The sequence below is a fragment of the Roseivirga sp. E12 genome, assembly GCF_017592825.1.
Taxonomy (GTDB): Bacteria; Bacteroidota; Bacteroidia; order Cytophagales; family Cyclobacteriaceae; genus Roseivirga.
In genome coordinates this window covers 66545-86156 of record NZ_JAGFMD010000006.1, presented here as the reverse complement: position 1 = coordinate 86156, position 19612 = coordinate 66545, and the positions used below count along the sequence as shown (strand labels likewise).

The 19612-nt window shown below is 40.8% G+C and carries 24 protein-coding genes; 13 read left to right on the top strand and 11 right to left on the bottom strand.

The window, feature by feature from the left end; all coding sequences use genetic code 11:
• Window positions 1-15: 15 nt before the first annotated feature.
• Window positions 16-1050, top strand: a complete 1035-nt coding sequence (locus J4E76_RS14120; protein ID WP_208505227.1) for a hypothetical protein — start codon at window positions 16-18, stop codon at window positions 1048-1050.
• Window positions 1051-1061: 11 nt separating this feature from the next.
• Here the strand turns inward: J4E76_RS14120 and J4E76_RS14115 are convergent, their stop codons facing one another.
• From J4E76_RS14115 to J4E76_RS14075, 9 genes are all read right to left on the bottom strand, one after another.
• A complete protein-coding gene (locus J4E76_RS14115) occupies window positions 1062-1835 on the bottom strand; it encodes a hypothetical protein (RefSeq protein ID WP_208505225.1) in 774 nt (257 codons plus the stop codon).
• A gap of 9 nt (window positions 1836-1844) precedes the next feature.
• Window positions 1845-3383: a polyamine aminopropyltransferase gene (locus J4E76_RS14110; protein ID WP_208505223.1), complete on the bottom strand. Its 1539-nt coding sequence runs from the start codon at window positions 3381-3383 to the stop codon at window positions 1845-1847.
• Between the two features lie 141 nt (window positions 3384-3524).
• Complete coding sequence (locus J4E76_RS14105) at window positions 3525-4385, bottom strand: DUF350 domain-containing protein (RefSeq protein WP_208505222.1); 861 nt, start codon at window positions 4383-4385, stop codon at window positions 3525-3527.
• A gap of 24 nt (window positions 4386-4409) precedes the next feature.
• On the bottom strand, window positions 4410-5171 hold the full coding sequence (locus J4E76_RS14100; protein WP_208505220.1) for a hypothetical protein: 762 nt from the start codon (window positions 5169-5171) through the stop codon (window positions 4410-4412).
• 80 nt (window positions 5172-5251) lie between these two features.
• Window positions 5252-5797 (bottom strand): DUF4178 domain-containing protein, encoded by a 546-nt coding sequence (locus tag J4E76_RS14095; protein WP_208505218.1) that lies wholly within the window; start codon window positions 5795-5797, stop codon window positions 5252-5254.
• Window positions 5784-6284 (bottom strand): hypothetical protein, encoded by a 501-nt coding sequence (locus J4E76_RS14090; RefSeq protein ID WP_208505216.1) that lies wholly within the window; start codon window positions 6282-6284, stop codon window positions 5784-5786. The genes J4E76_RS14095 and J4E76_RS14090 overlap by 14 nt, the downstream gene beginning before the upstream one ends.
• A gap of 168 nt (window positions 6285-6452) precedes the next feature.
• Entirely contained in the window at window positions 6453-6668 is a 216-nt protein-coding gene (locus J4E76_RS14085; RefSeq protein ID WP_208505214.1) for a hypothetical protein, read from the bottom strand.
• A 37-nt stretch (window positions 6669-6705) separates the two neighbouring features.
• Window positions 6706-7413, bottom strand: a complete 708-nt coding sequence (locus J4E76_RS14080; protein ID WP_208505212.1) for a PspA/IM30 family protein — start codon at window positions 7411-7413, stop codon at window positions 6706-6708.
• Window positions 7414-7424: 11 nt separating this feature from the next.
• Window positions 7425-7820 (bottom strand): YbjN domain-containing protein, encoded by a 396-nt coding sequence (locus J4E76_RS14075; RefSeq protein WP_208505210.1) that lies wholly within the window; start codon window positions 7818-7820, stop codon window positions 7425-7427.
• Window positions 7821-8052: 232 nt separating this feature from the next.
• Here J4E76_RS14075 and J4E76_RS14070 point away from each other — a divergent pair, with 232 nt between their 5' ends.
• The 5 genes from J4E76_RS14070 to J4E76_RS14050 are packed head-to-tail and all read left to right on the top strand — an operon-like array spanning window position 8053 to window position 12005.
• Window positions 8053-8838, top strand: a complete 786-nt coding sequence (locus tag J4E76_RS14070; protein WP_208505208.1) for a helix-turn-helix domain-containing protein — start codon at window positions 8053-8055, stop codon at window positions 8836-8838.
• A 54-nt stretch (window positions 8839-8892) separates the two neighbouring features.
• Window positions 8893-9174, top strand: coding sequence for an ATP-dependent Clp protease adaptor ClpS (locus tag J4E76_RS14065; RefSeq protein WP_208505205.1), 282 nt, complete (start codon window positions 8893-8895; stop codon window positions 9172-9174).
• A 27-nt stretch (window positions 9175-9201) separates the two neighbouring features.
• Entirely contained in the window at window positions 9202-9807 is a 606-nt protein-coding gene (gene recR, locus J4E76_RS14060; RefSeq protein WP_208505203.1) for a recombination mediator RecR, read from the top strand.
• 8 nt (window positions 9808-9815) lie between these two features.
• Window positions 9816-11012, top strand: coding sequence for a pyridoxal phosphate-dependent aminotransferase (locus tag J4E76_RS14055; protein WP_208505202.1), 1197 nt, complete (start codon window positions 9816-9818; stop codon window positions 11010-11012).
• On the top strand, window positions 11013-12005 hold the full coding sequence (locus J4E76_RS14050) for a bifunctional heptose 7-phosphate kinase/heptose 1-phosphate adenyltransferase (protein WP_208505200.1): 993 nt from the start codon (window positions 11013-11015) through the stop codon (window positions 12003-12005).
• On the opposite strand, the gene J4E76_RS14045 is transcribed toward J4E76_RS14050, so the two are convergent.
• On the bottom strand, window positions 12002-12442 hold the full coding sequence (locus tag J4E76_RS14045; RefSeq protein WP_208505199.1) for a hypothetical protein: 441 nt from the start codon (window positions 12440-12442) through the stop codon (window positions 12002-12004). The two genes, J4E76_RS14050 and J4E76_RS14045, sit on opposite strands and share 4 nt — an antisense overlap.
• A 102-nt stretch (window positions 12443-12544) precedes the next feature.
• Here J4E76_RS14045 and J4E76_RS14040 point away from each other — a divergent pair, with 102 nt between their 5' ends.
• The 7 genes from J4E76_RS14040 (at window position 12545) to J4E76_RS14010 (ending at window position 18183) form a co-directional block, all read left to right on the top strand.
• A complete protein-coding gene (locus tag J4E76_RS14040; RefSeq protein WP_208505197.1) occupies window positions 12545-13639 on the top strand; it encodes a sensor histidine kinase in 1095 nt (364 codons plus the stop codon).
• On the top strand, window positions 13636-14412 hold the full coding sequence (locus J4E76_RS14035) for a LytTR family DNA-binding domain-containing protein (protein ID WP_208505196.1): 777 nt from the start codon (window positions 13636-13638) through the stop codon (window positions 14410-14412). Before J4E76_RS14040 ends, J4E76_RS14035 begins: the two co-directional genes overlap by 4 nt.
• A gap of 85 nt (window positions 14413-14497) precedes the next feature.
• Window positions 14498-15016: a DinB family protein gene (locus tag J4E76_RS14030; RefSeq protein ID WP_208505194.1), complete on the top strand. Its 519-nt coding sequence runs from the start codon at window positions 14498-14500 to the stop codon at window positions 15014-15016.
• A gap of 75 nt (window positions 15017-15091) precedes the next feature.
• On the top strand, window positions 15092-15829 hold the full coding sequence (locus J4E76_RS14025) for a formylglycine-generating enzyme family protein (protein WP_208505192.1): 738 nt from the start codon (window positions 15092-15094) through the stop codon (window positions 15827-15829).
• Between the two features lie 28 nt (window positions 15830-15857).
• Window positions 15858-16751, top strand: a complete 894-nt coding sequence (locus tag J4E76_RS14020) for a PD40 domain-containing protein (RefSeq protein WP_208505191.1) — start codon at window positions 15858-15860, stop codon at window positions 16749-16751.
• A gap of 317 nt (window positions 16752-17068) precedes the next feature.
• Complete coding sequence (locus J4E76_RS14015) at window positions 17069-17794, top strand: hypothetical protein (protein WP_208505190.1); 726 nt, start codon at window positions 17069-17071, stop codon at window positions 17792-17794.
• A 65-nt stretch (window positions 17795-17859) separates the two neighbouring features.
• Window positions 17860-18183 (top strand): cupin domain-containing protein, encoded by a 324-nt coding sequence (locus J4E76_RS14010; RefSeq protein WP_208505189.1) that lies wholly within the window; start codon window positions 17860-17862, stop codon window positions 18181-18183.
• Between the two features lie 93 nt (window positions 18184-18276).
• Here the strand turns inward: J4E76_RS14010 and J4E76_RS14005 are convergent, their stop codons facing one another.
• On the bottom strand, window positions 18277-19593 hold the full coding sequence (locus J4E76_RS14005; RefSeq protein ID WP_208505188.1) for an amidohydrolase: 1317 nt from the start codon (window positions 19591-19593) through the stop codon (window positions 18277-18279).
• Window positions 19594-19612: the final 19 nt, after the last annotated feature.

Here is a 19612-nt window from a genome sequence, read left to right as displayed (position 1 = left end):
TTCAACCAATACTCCATGTATTTCAGTGCCCGACTTTCTATAGATCCATCCCAACTCACCAAGATTGAGCGCGTGGAGCCGGATGAAATGTTCAAGAAATTTTTGCATTACATTACTTCTGGTGCTACTTCCAAAAAAATTGAAAGAGAGACCTTCACTGCAGTTTCAGTGCTTCAACAATTGAACAGGCTTTTTTGGGAGCTGAACATCAATAACATCATCCGATTGTCTCATGATGATATAGACATCTACTACGACAAGGAGGGCAAAGAAGATGATTTAAAAGAAGCGGTTGATAACTATGAATTGACCATCAATGATGCCATGTCGCATCATTTCGAAACATTGTATATGGTATTAGAGCATGAGGACAAGAATTTTGTATACCTCATGGAGATCAATATCAATAGATCTCATGCCGTTGGTGCCTATCCCATTGAAATCAAGATTAATGGTTTGATGAAGGAATTTAAGGCAGAGTCAGGCGAAAATCAGGAAAGTGTTAAAGCGAGAATGAAAACTCGATTTGGCTCTCAGGAAGTTTTGAATGGCTTTGTGAATGAGCAGGAATTAGCCTTCGAGACCTTTGTCAACGATCTGGGAATGCGAGTTAGAAAGCACATGAAAGTCGATGATGTGAAGATTGAAATCGATAAGCGAGTTGTAATACCAAAATCAAAAGATCGAAAGCCGATCATGAAAGGGCGGAGGAAGAATCCTACCAGAGACTACGATCCGGTATTTGATGGGTACTTTGGTTTCGGAGAAATTCTTCTTTACAGTTTCCTATGGTCGGAACTTCTGCATGATCATCATATGCATATAAGTGATGTTACCCTAGTGGGGGAGGAAGCCGATATCATAGGTTCCATTGATAGTGCAGGATTAGATGCTGGTGAGGCCGACCTATTCAATGACGATCTGGACTTTGATTCCAAACTGGATGGCTTCGGAGACACGGATGGCTTTGAATCAGTGGCCGATGTGAGTGACTCTGGCAGCTGGTTTGATATGGGTGACTTCGATGGGTTTGATGCTATTGATATTTGACGACCGTGTCTTTAATTCTCATGCCCTGATTGCTTAAGAAATGAATTGAGTATCGTCTTTGGTAAGAGTACTAACAGGCGGGGCCTTTTATTTTTTCTTGTCAAGCCGAACTGGTTTTTCGATTTATATTTTTCCCTCGAAAATCTGACGAGACTGAATACTTGTCGCTTTTCACCGGCAAGTTGATACGAGAAGGTATACTTTCTGAAAAAGTCATTTAACTCCCAACCATCTTCTGGAGAGTAGATTTTTTTAATAAACCAATCGGGTGATGAGACAAAGTCAAATTCAATTTTTATTATTTGACCATGCTTCAGTTCTTTGATGAGTGATAGCCTATCGAAGAATGAGTAAAGAAATAATATTAGGGAGAATAGACAGAGAAACCCACTAATCCACAGGGTAGCTGTTGACTTTTCGATTAATTCAAATCTTTGAATCTTGGAGTACGAAGGACCCCAAGGGACATAATCAATATAAATGGTGTCTCCTTTACTGAACTTGTCGAATTTGGAGTAGCTAGTTCCTGTGAATTCTCCAAAGTCGTCTAATCGAAAGGAGAAATCATAGGCCATTTTGAAGTCATATTGATCGTTTGCTACCCACTTCTTAGTTATTACCCCTTTCGTAGTTTCACTTTCTGACTTTAGATAGTATGCAGACCTAAGTTCAAAGAAATCATAATTACTTATGATAAAAACAGCTATAAAAATCATGGAAATGGCTACCAAGTAATTGGTATGAATAAATAAGATTTTAAGCTTACTTTTTAAACTGAGTTTCATTTTAATAGCTCAATACAAATCCCACTTCCCTTTTAAATAGTACTTATAGAGAACTGGGTTATGGATACGATTGGTCTCCACTGGCTTATCATCGTCTGGAAAAACTCGTTTACCAAATGAGGTGATCAGGGTCATGGATTCTTGGTTCATCCACTCTGTTTTTATTCCCTCAAAACTGAGGGATTGAAGTGCAGTTTTGAGTTCTTGTTTATCGCCTTCCTTGACACCCATAACCCATCCCCATTCTCCTAAAGTCACTACTTGATTGTGCAGTGGTGCAGTAGTGAAACCTGCATCTGTCATGGTTTGGTCAATGCAGTTAAATGCCCTTGCGGCATAATAAGGAGATCCTGCTTGAGTGGTGATGACACCATATGGCCTGAGATGATTGTAGCATAACTGATAGAACTCATAGGAGTAGAGTCGGCCCAACTCTACAGTCTTAGGGTCAGGTAGGTCTATGATTACCGCATCGAAGTAGTCTTGATTATTTTCTAACCATGTGAAACCATCCGCATTGATTATTTCGACTTTAGAATCATTCAACGCATCTTGATTCATGCTCACTAACCATTCTTGGGTTTGACCCAATTCTGTCATTCTTGGGTCTAGGTCTACCAGAGTGATTTTCTCAACCGAAGGGTATTTTAGTATTTCGCGAACAGCACCACCATCACCGCCACCCATTACTAAAATGTGTTTTGGGTTTTTCAAAAGACCCATTACCGGGTGAACTAATGGTTCGTGGTACATGACTTCGTCTATAGAACTCAATTGCTGATTACCGTTGATAAACAACCAATAGGCTTCTTTAGATTGGGTGATTACAATTCTTTGATACTTGGTTTGCTCCGAGAAAACTACCCTGTCTTTATAGCGCAGTTCTTCACCGAAGTCAATGATACGCTTTGCGGTAAAGGCTCCTGCCCCAATGATTAGTGCTACACCAGCAATTAAAACAAAAAGCCTTTTTTGAAGACTTCTCTCAATGGATTTCCACAGGATATAAATGAGCAGGCAGGCCACTAGGAAATTGATGCTTCCAAGAATGAAAGGTGTATAGGTTAACCCTAAATAGGGTAGGCCTATAAAGGCAAAAAAGACACCTCCAAGCAGACTGCCATAGTAGTCCTTCTCCATCACTGAAGAGACATTGATCTTTAATTCTTCGTGTTCATCATTGAGCCTCATAACAATGGGTATTTCCATACCGATGAGAAGCCCAACCAAAATGCTAAGACCGTAAATGATTATGGTATTGTCTCCGTAATAAGCAGAACTCAAATAGGTAATTACTGAAACAAATGCTGTGAGTAAGGAGAGTATAAATTCTATATAGATAAATCGCTTTAATAGGTCACCCGAAATATATCGGCTTATTCTACTTCCCAAACCCATTGAGAAGAGCATGATAGAAACAATCATGGTCCATTGAAAAACGGAGTCGCCTAAAAAGTAGGTAGCCAGAGTAGATAGCACATACTCAGCTACAATACCGGAAAGACCGGTAGCAAATAAAGCTAATTTGAGTATGTTGGATTTTGACATGGTTTGTCGTCATTGCGAGCCTCAACGCAGTGAGGTGCGGCAATCTCAATATTTTTAAGGAGGGTTAAGATAGTGCGTTAAATTGGGGGATTGCTTCGGCAAAAAGTCTCTTAGACTTTCCACACTCGCAATGACGCCCAATTAGAGTGCCCAAGTAATCAGTACAGACCCTCCGATATAAGCGAAAGCCTCGATAAGAGCTGCTCCATTGTTTGGCTTTTCCTGATTGACGATTTCATCAGTCAGTTTTCTGCCAGGGAGCAAGATTTTATCAGTAAGCAATCTGGCCAATGGTAAGAAGGCCAAACCAATCGCAACATCGATGGCTACATCTTCAACGGTAATGATCCAGCTCTCGAAGTCATGCATCAAGGCAAACCTAATCAAGTTAGCAATGGCAATGACTGCCCCACCCATAGCGATACCAACCGCCACGTTGTCTTTTTCTATTTCAGCATGGACATCATATGGAGTAATGGCATCATAAACCTTAGCAGTAACGAAAAGCAAGAATTGACCTAGGGCCCAATAAAGAACACCGGTTACTAAAGGACCTCCAAAGCCATGTCCTTCACCGTGAATTGCACCCAGAACAATCAGTCCTGTAGCTATGGCATTGGCCCCTTCGAGTACTCCAGTACCAACATTCCGATCTTCAAGAATCTCTTTTTTGACGCTGAACTTGCTAAGTACAATTTTATCGTTGATGATCAGAGAGACGTTCATCAATATTATGGTCAAGAGTCCGTAAACTCCCATGTCCATCAAGTCGATTTGCCAGCCATTGGACTCACCATATACTGCGGCACCCAACGCAATTACCAGTCCTATGAAATAGCCCACATAGGCCACAGAAAAAGCAAAGTTGTCTTTTTCAACTAGCTCCTCGGCTACCTTAATTTTGGGGTGGAAAAGTTGGTAAGCCACTTTACCAATATAGAAAAGTATAAAGGAAGCGGCTAGGTATAAGATTGAGTAAAGTATTCCGTCTAAGTATTGCATAAGGTTGTTAGTCTGGGTTGATGCTTATTTACCGAATCCTCCGCCTCGCGAACGAGAACTAGAACCACCATATCTCGATGAGGAGCGTGATGTTCTTGAGGTAGAACTGCTAGATCTAGAAGTTCTACTGTTGACCCTATTTTTAAACGATGACCTATTGTTACTCCAGGTAGAATTGGATCTACTAGTTCTGGTGTAATTACTGTTAGTGCCGTAGTAAGAACTACCACCAGAAGTAGGTCCATAATACGCTCTACCTCTTCCGTAGTAATTGCCCCTGTAGTCATTGTAGTATGATCTGTTTACTGGATATGTAAACATCCGGAACATGGAAGACATAAAGGCATACTTGCCATAGAACTCCCAGAAACTGCCACCATCTCTTTGGGTCCATTGACCATATTTCTCATTACCAACATAGTTATTGTAACCTGGCGGGCTGACCTCCTTAACCAATTTGCCGTCCTCACCACGTGAGACGAGTTCCATTCCCATGTCATCGACATGCTGTTTGAATTGGCTCTCTGATACTTGATACCAGTCAGTTATTCTTTCTTCAGGCTGCCCTGGGGTTGTTTCTTCAATGATTCGATACTTATGGTAGTAATCTTCAAAGAAATTGCCCTCTACGTTCATATCGTATAGGGCGATGGAAAAGACCCTATCGGTTGGCATGTCTCTTACGAGATCATCAACAGGGTTTTTGACAAACTCATCTCTGCGACCACCACAACTAGATACTGCGATAAGCAGAAGGGTGATGGCGGTTAATTTGGCGTATTTCATAAAACCTTTAGTCTTGATTTAAAACTGGAAATACATCCAGGTCTAATATGTTAAAGTTAAGTAAATCCTCTTAGAGGCCACTATGCGTCTGGTGTGATATTAGAAATCTCGTATGACTTGATGACTTTACCGGCAGACGCCTCAAAATTGCGCTCGTCCCATTGGGTGATATTGACACAAAGTGTCTCATCATCGTTTAGGTAGTCATAGCTAACCAATTCTTCCCAATCTGACTTTTTTGCTGAAACATCATTGAAATAGCCTGCAGAATCTTCATCCAGATAGTAGGTGATTCCTTGATATTCTAATTTCTCTGGAGCTGTTTCGGCCTTCCGAATTTTTTCTCGGATGCCATCTCCCAGCTCTTGAATCTTGATGGACTTAGAAATGCTCAACGATAATTCACCTTCGTTGGCGACACTCAAATATGCTGCTTCGTCTCCGGCATCTATTTTAAACTCTTTGGTGAAAATGTTTTTCCCCCAATCGTACTGATAGACTTCTTTGACCACCCAACTTTTAAGATTGTAGTCAAACACAAAGCCCTCGTCCAAATCAGCTACGCTGAGATTGGTGACATCATATGCCGGTTCTTTTTTCTTTTTTAGAAAATCAAATACTCCCATTTTCTTTTTCTTTCAGGCATTTGTATAGTTCAATATCAACTTTTTGCATATCTGATTTGACACCATATCTAAACCACATTAAAATAATGAATCCGATTAGACATGAGAAGATAAATGCAAAGAGACCAATTGAGTATGTTATCAATACAGCAGCAAATAAACCTAAGAACCACATCCAAGGTATTTGTCCTACAAACTTAATCTCTCTATTTTGACCTAAGTCAATTAAAACTCCTTTTATAATTGTTATGCTTGCTTCTGATGGATCTATTCCTCCACGAGGCTTATTAGTTTGGCGAATTACGAAGCTATCATCTTTTCTAAACTTCAAGCCGTAAGGGTTTTTTGCTCTTTGAAAAAAGCCGATTGGATTAATCTCTATTTTTTCGAAGTGCTCAACCATTCTATGCCTAATTTCTTCGGATGAAAGAGTCGATTCACGAGTGTCATATGCAACTTGATGTAACTTGTTATACCAAGGAATCATTCTTAGTCGATAAACACTTTTCGGATCAGGTATAAAATTCCTAACCCGATCAATAGTATAATTCCTACTTTGAAAAGGAAACTGAATACGAATCCGAAGACAAAGACGATCACTGCTATCGCTAAAATGCCTTTAATTAAATCTCCCATATAACTTAAACTTCTCATCTCACTGATAAATAAAATATTGACTAATGTGTAACGAAATGGCTGTCATGGCACTGCTATAAATAGCTGGTACCAGAACGGCTTTTTTCGTTGCTTTTCTAAATCGATTACTCAAATGAATGGATCTACCACTTACTTGCCAAACCGATAGAAGTGCTACTACAACACCAATAGTGAGGCTGACATATTTTGAGCTTTTTGACTTTTGGGTAATCATGACCGTGATTATTTTTGGTTGAAAAACTAAGAATGGATTACTCCATTCCTAGTTTGTTTTTTAGGGCAGCTAGACTGTCAGCAGCTTTCGCCTGACTTTCACCACCTTCTAATGCTTTATCGATTTCATCATCGATGGACTTGCTCTCGTTAGCAATTTCTCCATAAGACTGAGCCAAGGCTTCATCTTGGGCAACCTTATCCTTCATACGCTCAAGCATAGTCACAGTACTAGATGAGTCAATTTGAGCCATCTGCTTATTGAGCTTTTTTGTTGCTTGACTCACTTTTACCCTAGCTTTTAAGGTTTTCAGTTCGTTTTCATACTTACTGATGGTCGCTCTAATTTTCTTAACATTCTGATCCAACTGACCAATGTTAGTTTCGAAACGATTTACCTCTTCCTGTGATCTAGTGGCGTGCTCTAGCTCTTCTTCTTTTTTCACCAAAGCTTCGCTGGCAAGTCTGTCTGCTTCAGAAGCATCGAAATCACCGTTCTGTGCTTTCTTCAATAGAAGCATGGCCTTGTTTTCATAATCCTTAGCCTTGCTTTTAGAAGTCTGAAGATCATTTTTTGAGCGAATTGCCATTGCCTTTACTTCGGCCAAAGCTTTTAAGCTTTCGTCAAGATCCTTTTTAAGATCTCTTATGCCTTGCTCTGTTAACTTGATTGGGTTTTCCAATTGATCCAATGCAGAATGTGCTTCTGCCTGGCCCATTTTAAACATTCGTTTGAATACGTTCATATCTTTATTTTTTATTTTTCTGCTACACTTAATAATTGTTCTGAGTATTCACTCAGTAGTAAGGCCAAAGAATTGAATGAGGCCTCTAATTCGTTTAGGTCAAGGTTAGCTAACTGTAGCGTATCCCTGAAGATTACTCGCTTACCGGTTTCATCTACCACAAAGGCTCCATGTACGATATCTCTGTTTTTCTGAAGTAAGTGGAGGTATGTTTCTGCCGAGGTATCGTTAAGGTTAACCAGTGATTGCTCTATAATGAGTAATGGTTCTTCAATACCTAAGACAAGATTCTTGATTCCGTCTTCTTCACTTTCGATGACCATTAGACCATCCGCCTCATCTTCCATGAGTATGGCATAGTCTAGGTCGGTGATGTAGTTTTTAACTTTCTGAAAGTAGTTATCCATTTTTGAGTTGATTTTATTGTCTGTTTTTTGATAACATCAAATTTAGAAATTTAAGGTTACCTTAAGTTTAGGGATTTACCAGAGTTGGTGGTGCCCTAAAACTTTTGAATTGGTGCCTTGGAGGCTTATTTTTAATCATGACCGTTTATGTTTTGAATTAATTACTCTATGTTTACGAAACAAATATGCAAAAAGTTTTAGAGTTGCTCAAAAAATTAGCAATTATTTTTCAATGTCATACGTAGGTCAGAACATAAAGCGCATTAGAGCGGTCAGAAAGCTGTCTCAGGCTAATTTTGCCGAATTATTTAATTTGGCCAGACCAAGTGTAGGGGCCTATGAGGAGGGTAGATCTGAACCAAAAATTCAGACATTGATCGAAATTGCTCATTATTTTGGCTTATCAATTGACGTGTTATTGACCAAAGAGCTGACGGTTAATGATCTATATAGCTTTAATCTAGTTAATCAAAAGCTGGATGCATTGCATCAAGGGGTACCCTCACCTAAACAAACCAGCAAAGCCAGTCTCGTCCTTCAATCACAACACCTCAATTATATAGTCAATCATCAAAAGCGTGATTTTTTGGAGTCCTTACCCAAGTGCGAATTGCCGTTTCTTGGAAAAGGAGTCAATCGACTATTCGAAATGATAGGTGACCATATGGTGGTTGACCAACAAGGGCTTCATCATGGTGACTTTCTGTTTTGTGAAAAGGTGGATTGGGATAGTATAGATCAATCTCACGAGAATTCAGTACTCTTGGCAGTGACGAAGGAGGTGATTGCTGTTGGTAGATTAGAGAAGTTTGACACCCTAGAATTGGCTGCCGATAATCCAAGCTTTAAGCCGGTGTCAATTGATATGGAATCTCTTATTGAACTATGGGTGGTCAGAGGTAAATTGAGTACTCATCTCAATTCCCCGAAAAAGATTGAAGAGAAAGTACATTCTGTGGAAGAACAATTGAAAGCGCTGATGCAGCGAATGGAGAATATCGAACAGAAGAACCAGTAGCTGTAGAGTGGCTTGAGAGTTGAAATTTTATTAAATTTGTCAAAATTCTAAGCGATGCATTTGAATTACCAAGAAGAAGAGGAAGTTGAATTGATGGAAGTAGCCGTTGAGGATGACCTTTGTGATTTGGTCGTTTTCAATGATGATGTGAATACTTTTGAGCATGTCATTAATACATTGATAAAGATTTGTAGTCATTCTGCAGAACAAGCGGAGCAATGCACACTTTTAATTCATTATAAAGGAAAGTGTACTGTTAAATCAGGATCGTTCACAGAATTGCGTCCAATGTGTGAGAATATTTTGGATGCCGGCATTACTGCCACGGTCATGTGATTCATTCCTTAATCCTTAAAAAAGACCTTGAATTTCCCTCCCAAACTCGTTGAAAATGCAATCGAGGAGATATCTAAACTACCTGGGATCGGTAAGAAGACTGCTTTAAGGTTAGTACTTCACCTTTTAAAGCAAGATAAGATTACCACCACTCATCTATCGGATGCCCTGAATCGATTAAGAGAAGACACTCAGTATTGCAATACTTGTCATATCATTTCCGATACCACTGATTGTACCTGTAGAACCATCAAAAGAGAACTGACAACTGTTTGTGTGGTGCAAGACACCCCAGATGTAATTGCCATTGAAAATACAGCTCAATACAGAGGACTTTATCATGTACTAGGAGGGGTAATTTCACCTATTGAAGGTATCGGTCCAGAGGAGCTGAATATTGATACTTTAATAAAAAGGATAAAAGATAGTGAGCCTAAAATAGAAGAAGTAATTTTGGCACTGAATCCTACAATGGAAGGCGATACAACCGCATTTTACTTGACAAAGAAGCTTAAGGAATACGGTGTGAAAATCACTTCAATTGCCAGAGGCATACCAATTGGTGGAGAACTTGAATTTGCCGATGAAGTAACCTTAGGTAGGAGTATCATGACTAGAACAACATACGAATAAGTCCGAATATGGAAATGCTTTCAGATCGTATTAAAAACATGGCCGAGTCGGCTACTTTGGCCATGGCTGCCAAAGCCAGAGAGTACAAGGCGAGAGGTATAAATGTCATTAGTTTAAGTTTGGGAGAACCGGACTTTAAAACGCCAAAGCATATTCAACAAGGCGCGAAAGATGCCATTGATGAGGAGAAGTACTTTGCATACCCACCCGTCAACGGTTACTTAGATGTACGTCAGGCCATTTCTGAGAAATTCAAGAGAGAAAATGATCTGGAGTATTCGGCAGATCAAATCGTAATTTCCAACGGTGCTAAGCAATCAATAGCCAATGTCTTTCAGGCCCTGATTAATGAAGGCGATGAGGTTGTTGTTTTCGCACCTTTCTGGGTGAGTTATTCTGCGCTCATAGAATTAGCTGGCGGAGTTCCAGTGTATGTGAATGGGGGCATCGAATCTGATTTCAAGGTGACTGCGGATCAACTAGCAGCGGCCATTACGCCAAAAACCAAAGCATTAATCTTTTCATCCCCCTGTAATCCGACAGGTTCGGTGTTTACCAAAGAAGAACTTCTTGAGTTATCAGAAGTCATTTTAGGACATGAAAACCTAGTTGTTATAGCCGATGAAATTTATGAGCATATCAATTATACAGGTGCACATGCCAGTATTGGCGCGCTGCCAGGTATGATTGATAGAACCGTGACGGTAAACGGAATGGCCAAAGGCTTTGCGATGACTGGCTGGAGGGTTGGCTATATTGGAGCTCCACTTTGGCTGGCTAGGGCTTGTAATAAAGTACAAGGTCAATTTACTTCTGCCAATTGTGGTATTGCCCAAAGAGCGGCTTATACTGCACTAACCTCAGACTTAGGACCTACACGCGAGATGGCTAAGGAATATCTTCGCAGAAGGGATCTTGTGAAAGATTTGCTCGATAGTATTCCTGGTTTTAAAACCAACCTTCCTCAAGGTGCATTTTACTTCTTCCCAGATATCAGTGCCTACTTCGGTAAATCTGATGGGGAAACAAGTATTAACAATGCAAGCGATCTGAGCATGTTTATCTTGGATCATGCACAGGTGTCGGTTGTGACAGGTGAAGCGTTCGGAGACCCTAGCTGTATCAGACTTTCGTATGCCGCTTCGGAAGAAGACTTAAGAGAAGCCATTAGACGAATTAAAGAAGCCCTAGCCAAACTTTCATAAATGAATTTTTCAGACGCCAACTCTCTATTTGAAGCTTTCAGCAAACTGAAGATTCTCGTCATTGGAGATGTAATGGTGGATTCATATGTATTTGGTGGAGTTTCTAGAATTTCTCCGGAGGCCCCTGTACCAGTGGTTCTTGCAAGCAAAAAAGACAAAAGACTAGGAGGAGCAGCCAACGTTGCTTTGAACGTACAGGCTTTGGGTGCCACGCCAATTCCATGTGCCATTGTAGGCGATGATATTGATGGAGAGTTCTTTTTGAAAAGGTTGAAGGAAAGAGGCATTCCCGGTAAAGGAGTAATTGTCAGTACGGATCGCCAGACTACTGTAAAGGAAAGAGTGCTTTCGGGAGCGCATCAGCTGCTAAGGGTTGACTATGAAACGGACAAAGGATTATCTCCTATTGAGGAGAAGAGTCTTTTGGCGCACATCAAGAATTTACTTCCCGAATGTGATGCAGTCATCTTTGAGGATTATGACAAAGGTGTAATTAATAAGACCATCATTTCAGAGACCATTGCCGAAGCCAATAGACTTGGCATACCAACCGTGGTCGACCCTAAAAAGAGGAACTTCCTGGACTATAAAGGCGCAACACTCTTTAAGCCGAACTTGAAGGAGTTGAGAGAAGGCCTCAAAATTGATTGTGACCCTACTGATTTAGAGTCAGTGAAATCAGGTGCTAAGGCTCTTCAAGAAGCTCTAGATGCCAAAATGGTGATGGTTACGCTCTCTGAGCATGGTGTTTTTATCAAAGACAACGGAGACACTCATTTGATTCCAGCTCACATTCGTCAGATTTCGGATGTTTCAGGTGCAGGAGATACGGTGATCAGTATTGTTGCTTGTGGTTTAGCCGCAGGACTTGATGCGAAAACGACTGCAGCCCTTGCTAACTTGGGTGGTGGCTTGGTGTGTGAGCATGTGGGTGTAGTGCCGGTTGAAAAGGAAGACCTTAAGAAAGAAATCGAGAGATTCGAACTTCTTTAATCGTTGACAAAGGCAGCGACTACAATAGACTGGTCTAAATCGTAGTGCTCATCATTTAAGCAAAACTCTGTACAAGTAAGGTAGACTTCTTCTCCCGGTGCCAACACGAATTGATTGGCTATATAAGGAAGCGTATTAGGTATTGAGAAGGCCGTTTTTACAATTACTCTAATCGAACGATCAGTACTCTCGTTTTTCACAAATGTTTTTTCTCCACAGTTTTCGGACTCACAAGCACCCTTGTTGTTGAGTTGAATAAAGGCCGTAGCCTCTTGGTTAAAATCATCCTCATGCCACTCGACTCGATTGGCATAGTCCTCGAACATCAGGTCGTAGAACTCTCTGTAGGTTATGGCGGATACGTCTGTCCGTTCCTTGGTTTGCCCACAAGATGAAAGTAACAGAATTGTACATAGGATAGCGAAAGGTCTCGACATGGTTCTTAGGTTTGGTCACATTCTGTTCCGTTAATCAACAACGAAACATTAGTATAAAATTACGTTAGTACTTTTGTTTAGTTAACCCTCATTCATTGGGTCTTGAAAATATCGATTAATCCATATCATAAGTTATCCATTGGGATGAAATGGTTGTTTTTGGGAGCAACTGTAATTTCCCTGTTGGTTATCCTCGAAGACTATACAACCTATGTGGTCAACGAGTTTAATTATGAATACAGTTGGTACGCGGTGCCAGCCAAGGCTGTGACAAACTTTTTCATATGGATTCTCTTCACTCCAATTGTTGACTGGCAGTCCAGAGCAGTGGTTTTAAATAAAAATACCGATCGGTATAAAAAAATAATATTGATTCTTCTGACCACCCTTTTGATGGCCTTCGTTCATCGTTTTTTATCAACCATCGCATTTGACGGTCTTTATTTTTTCAAGTCAGGGTTTATGGCAAGCCCACTGAGTGAAAAGAATCTTCAGCTTTTGTACTCAGGAACCTTAACAAGCCTTATTCAGGGTTGGATTTTGCTAGGCCTGTTTATAGCCATTCTCTATTATCAACAATATCTGGAAAAGCAGAAGGAGCTTAATCTCGCGCAACTGAAAGCTCTCAAGATGCAGCTGCATCCTCATTTCTTATTTAATACACTTCACTCCATTTCATCTTTGATTGATATAAATCCTAAAGATGCACAGAAGATGACTTCAAGACTTGGTCAGCTCATGCGGAGTACTTTAGACCATGAGAGAAAACAGGAGGCCAGTTTGGCTGAAGAAGTTGAGTACATTCAAAACTACTTGGGCATTGAGCATGTGAGGTTTCAAGATCGACTTGAGATTCATTATGACATTGAAGAAGCGGCATTAAATGCCACCTTACCTTATCTGATTTTGCAGCCGATTGTTGAAAATGCCATCAAGCATGGAATAAAGGATATGCAGGAGGGAGGCTCAATTCAATTGTCAGCCAAGGTTTCAGGCGATCGCGTGGTAATCACTATTCAAGATAATGGAGAAGGTGTTTCTAGTGATGTTCCGGGATCGGGTATTGGGCTAAGCAATGTGTTAAAGCGCTTGTCTCAGTTCTATCAGAATGATTTTGAACTTGAAAGCGGCCAATTGGAAGGTGCTGGTTATAAAGTGGAAATGAATGTGCCGTTTCTAAAGTTTCAACCGCTATGAATATAAAGGCCATCATAGTAGATGATGAGTTCTTGGCTCGCCAACGGATTCTTAAACTATTAGAAGTACATGACGATATTGAGGTAGTTGCTGAAGCAAAAAATGCAGAGCAGGCGATAGATCTGATTCACGAACGCGAGCCCGATTTGCTGTTTTTGGATATCCAAATGCCAGGTCATGATGGATTTTATGTACTGAGCAAGCTGAGTCTCAAGAAACTTCCGGTTATCATTTTCACAACAGCTTATGACCAATTTGCGCTAGATGCTTTTCAAGTAAATGCACTCGATTATCTATTGAAGCCATTTGAACAAGAGCGTTTTGATGAATCTGTCTCACGGGCGAAGGAACAGTTGAAGCTTGAGAGAACTTCAGTTTATAATCAGCATGTCCAGAACCTAATTGATTCGGTTGCGCAGGAGAGCGCAGAAACACTGAGAACATTCATGTTGAAAGACAAGGGCCGGGAAATCTATGTCAAGGTAGATGATGTGCAGTTTCTTGAGTCGGCCGGCAACTATGTAGTGTTGCATACCAGTGATCAGCAGTATGTTTATCGGGCTACCATGAATCAAATGGAGAGCTCACTCGACAAAGAAGAATTTTTGCGAATTCATCGGTCATTTCTGGTTAATAGACGGTTTGTGAAATCTTATCAATACCTCACCGGCAATGAGTTTAGCTTCCAGATGAAGAATGGCAAGACTTTACGATCGGCCAAAAGTCAGAAGCCATTGATCACTCAGTTCATGGATTTATACTTCGTCAAGTAAGTCGTCCCAAACTATTCTGATCATCCCATTCCGAGTCTCCAAGACTCTTTTATGGACGTAAGTTCATGGTATAACAGAAAATATCATGAAGAAACTCAACAGAACTTTTTTAATCATTTGCCTCATCGCCATCGGAAGTATGAACGTCAAGGCACAAGGAATTAAGCAATCCGATTTAGTGAGCGCTTGGCAGAATATGACCAATATGTTCCTTACTACTACCAAGGCGATGCCTGCTGAACACTTTACATACCAACCTACTAAAGAGGTTGCGCCATTTGGTGGCCTAGTGGGCCATACGATAGGCGCTAACTATCTTTTTGGTCCTACGGTGAATGCCCCCAAAATAGATAGACCTTCTTTCGATGATTCGAACAAGAAGGAAGTCATATCGGCTATGGAGGCATCTTTTAAATACATTAATGACGCTATATCGAATTTAAGTGATAGCGATTTGTCCCAAGAAGTTGATTGGTTCGGCAGTAAGATGCCTCGACTCAAAGCTATCTTATCGCTAACTGATCATATAGAAAGAGAATATGGCAAAGTGATTACCTATGCTAGGCTGAAAGGAGTTACTCCCGCGGGCGGAAGGGGTTGGTAACAAGTAGATTCGATTGTGGTTTTACTGAAGGCATGGGCGGTGATTGCCCGTGCCTTCTTTATTAGAAATTTTAATATGAGACTTACGAGATCAATATTATTGACAGCCCTTTTCAGTTTTAGTACTCTTGTCAGTATAACACCTGAGAGGCTAAGCAATGGGACATCATTCGGCAATGTTCAAGTATTCGATCTAATCGAAGGAATGAAAGTCAACATGATTTGGGTAGAGCCCGGGCAATTTGTGATGGGGAGCCCCGAAAGTGAAGTAGGCAGGACACCCGAAAGAGAGCAGCAACGGACCGTCAAAATCGAAAAAGGTTATTGGCTTGCTGAAACTGAACTTACTCAAGAACAATGGCAAGCGGTGATGGGTAGTAACCCCAGCAATAATGTTGGAGAGAACTTGCCTGTAGATCAAGTGTCGTACTACGACATTCAGGAGTTCTTGAAGAAAGTAAATGCAGGTGGAGGTAAATTTAGGTTACCTACTGAGGCTGAATGGGAATATGCCTGCAGAGCAGGGACTACTGGACCATATGCCGGAGACAAGGATGAAATGACATGGCATAGCGGTAATTCTGAACGAAAATCACACCCGATAAAACAAAAGAAGCCCAACCCATGGGGTTTTTATGATATGCATGGAAACTTATTAGAATGGTGTTCTGATAAGTTTACGGAAACTAGATTTGTACAAAGGGGAGGACAGTTTTCGGGGCGTCAAAGGCATTCAAGATCTGCCGATCGTCAGAGTTCAGAACCAGATAAAAGGATGTTTTTTGTAGGCTTCAGGCTGGTAAAGGATAAGTAAGTATATGAAGCACACTCTATTAATTATTATGAGCCTAGGTCTTTTGAACCTAGAGTCAATTTCTCAAACGAAAATTATCTTTTCGCAAAGCAAGGGTCCCCTCAATAGTGGAGGTACTCTTGAACTGATGATGCATACCCCCAAATCTGGTATCACCAAGAAACTCTTAAGAGGTTCGGTAAGGGGAAGGGGAGAGTATAATGTATCGACTTCCAATAACGGTTCCAAAATAGCATTCACAACATATCGATTCGGTGGTTGGAAATTAGGTTTAGGAGATTTGAGGGAGTCAGGAATTGAAAACGTAACTAAGTTTGGCAAAGGTAGGCGATACCAGTATAATGCCCGTTTCTCTCCAGACGGTTCTAAAATTGCCTATCAAGAATATGATTGGGGCAAAAGGAGGTCCACTCTTTGCATAGCCAATAACGAAGGGGTTTATCAAAAAGAACTTGTGGAAGTTTCAAACTCTGACCAAGCTTTTGACTGGACGGAGAACAGCGAGCAAATCGTTTATGCATCAGCATATAAAGACTATTATAACATTTTCATTGTCCCTGTTAATGGTGGTGAACCAACAAATCTTATTAAGGAAGAAAGACACACCTTTGCGGTCAGTGCTTCCAGAGTAGATAGTCGAATAGCTTATTTGTCATCAGATAAAGGTCGAATTTCATTGTTTACGATGGATCTTCGCAACCGTAAAGAGATTGAGGTAACAACTGAGTTAGAAGCCGATAGATTTAAACAGGAAGGCTTCTGGGCTTATCGCACATCTTGGTCGCCAGATGGTAAACAGATTGTTTTTAACGTGATGATTGGAGGAAACCATGAGGTATTTACTGTTAACTCAGACGGAACGAACCTTGAAAGAATCACCAAAAACAAAGACACTGATATAGCACCTTATTGGTCTAATTGAAATGATCTTGTTTCAAAATACTTACCTGAATTTAGAAAGGGACATCATCATTGTGGTTATGATACAAACCAGAGATTCTGATTTGCAGAACAACATTGAATGCGCTATTCAGAAAATTTGAATTCCAGAGTTGAGTAATTAGGCCATACTTCAAAAAGTTGTTGGTTTTCACCATATCTAGGGTATTTGGAATTCGGTAGATTGCTTTGTCACAAAGATTGCTAGTTATCAATAGTTATTGTACTCCGAAATTGAATCACTATAGTCTTATCAAAAGAAAAATGAAGGCCTCTATGAAATATGTCGTCCTTTTTTGCATGATCATATTAAGTTTTACGGCTTGTACCTCAGGGCGTCATGAAATCAACAAAGAATGGTTGGGATACCCTGTAGATTTTAAAAGCATTCAAGAGGTTGTCAATACTTATCACATGTTTAATGCTGAGGGTGATAAAGTTGGATCTATGATTTTTGGGACCTTTTTCGAGGATGGTCAATTGGTCTCAAGAGATACTTCGCAATTTGATGATGGTAGTGTATATGAACAGGCTGAGTTTAGATTTGATACAACCAATTTCAAAATCAATTCTACTCACATTGATATGACTTTGGCTAATAGGCGGATCATTACGAATCTCAATATGGAAGGACAGTCTGTAAAAGGTGAAGCAAAAGTTATTACAAGTGACACTACCCGAACGATTCCCATTGACCAAAACTTCGACTATGATATCGTTAGAAGCGAACTTTACATGCTACTTCAAACCTTATCAATAGGCGAAGGTGACACGCTCAGGTTTAGTGCTCTGGTTCCTTCTAGCCTGGGTTTGGCTGAAGCTACGCTTACTTATGATTCACGTGATTCCATTCTTACTGAGATGGGAGTCTTCGATTGTGACATCATAGTTTTGAATACAGATGGTAATATGCCGAGCAACAAAATTTGGATAAGTAGAGAGAGCCCAAGACAAATTGTCAACTTTGAAGTGCCGAGTGCCTCTTTGGTCATTCAGTTGGTTGCTCAGAGGAGCTCGATTGAGTGATAGACTCAGGTGAGTATAGACCTCATTGCGCCAATATTTAGTATTATTGTCTTATAAGAATTTATATGCCCTTCATCCAATTAGAGAATGTAAAATCCAAAGAACTGCTCCCGGGATTCTCAGTAAAATTTGTTCACACTGAAAAAATGACACTTGCCTATTGGGATATCAAAGCCGGAAGTGTCCTACCTGAGCATAGTCATCACCATGAGCAAGTTGCTGCCCAAGTAATGTCTGGTGAATTTGAATTGACATTAGAAGGAGAGTCTAAGGTTATGAAAGCCGGTGACATAGCCGTTATTCCCTCAAATGCAGTACATAGCGGTAGAGCAATTACGGATTGCCAACTGTTGGATGTCTTTAGCCCGGTAAGAGAGGATTACTTGTAAGTATTGCGTACTTGGTATCGAGTATTGAGACCTTCTCTATTAATCTCAATACGAGGTACTCACTACGCAATACGCATTACGCCCTACCCAATACTACTTCCTCTTTTCCCCATAGTCCACCACCATTCTACTCATGAGCTTGATGCCAGTAAGAAGTCCTGAATCATCTACATAAAAGTCAGGGGTATGATGCGGTGCTGAAGTCTTTGGATCCTGCCCTTTTCTCATTCCACCGATAAAGAAATACAAGCCAGGGATTTTCTCTTGGAAGAAGGAAAAGTCTTCCGCACCTGTGATCGCATCCATGCTTGATTCAACATTTTCTGTACCTGCCACTTCCGTAAAAGTGCTGGCCATCATGGCTGTCAGATCAGGGTTGTTATAGGTGATTGGATAGCCTCTGTTAATCGTCAGAATGGCTTCTGCGCCATTACTTTCGCCAGTGTTCTTTACTATGGTATGGAAGCGCTCAAAAAGTGTTTCTCTCATGCCAGCATCCAATGTTCTTATCGTTCCAATCATATTCACCTCTTCAGGAATAATATTGTTACGTACACCACCTTCGATTTTACCAAAACTCAAAACGGCAGCGGCCTTTGTCAATGGTAAGCCTCTACTCACCACAGTCTGCGCGTTATTAATGATTTGGGCAGCGGTTACAATAGGATCGACTCCTGTCCAAGGAGTGGAACCGTGAGTTTGAACGCCTTTGATTTTTATGTTGAAGCTATTAACTGCAGCCATAATTCCAGCAGGGCGATATCGTACTTTTCCTGCCTCGGTCTTTGAATTGATGTGCAAACCGAAGATGGCATCCATTCCTTCGATAACGCCTTCTTTAACCATTAATTCTGCGCCACCTTCTTCACCAGGAGGTGCTCCCTCTTCGGCAGGTTGGAAGATAAATTTTACTGTACCTCGCAGGTCGTCTTTCACCGAGTTCAGTACTTCTGCTACACCCATCAGAATAGCCACATGAGTGTCGTGCCCACAAGCATGCATTACAGGCACTTCTTCGCCATTATACTCTCCAATTTGCTTCGAAGCCCATGGAATATCGGCTCTCTCCTTCACGGGAAGCCCATCCATATCTGCCCTTAACCCCACAACAGGACCCGGCTTACCCCCTTTGAGAATTCCGACTACACCCGTCTTGGCTACATTTTCCTGTACTTCGAAACCGAGGCTTTTCAAATGAGCGGCTACATAGGCAGCTGTTTTAAACTCTCGATTGGATAACTCAGCATTTTCATGCACCCAGTGTCTCCAATTGACAACTTTAGGCTCAATTTCTTTAGAAAGGGTTATGACTCTTTCCTTAAGAGAGGGTTTGGGATCAGTTTTAATGGTTGATGCAGTGAGCTGGGTTACCATGGCCAGCGCAACAAAGACAGAAAATAATCTCTTCATAGTTATTAGTTTGAAGCAT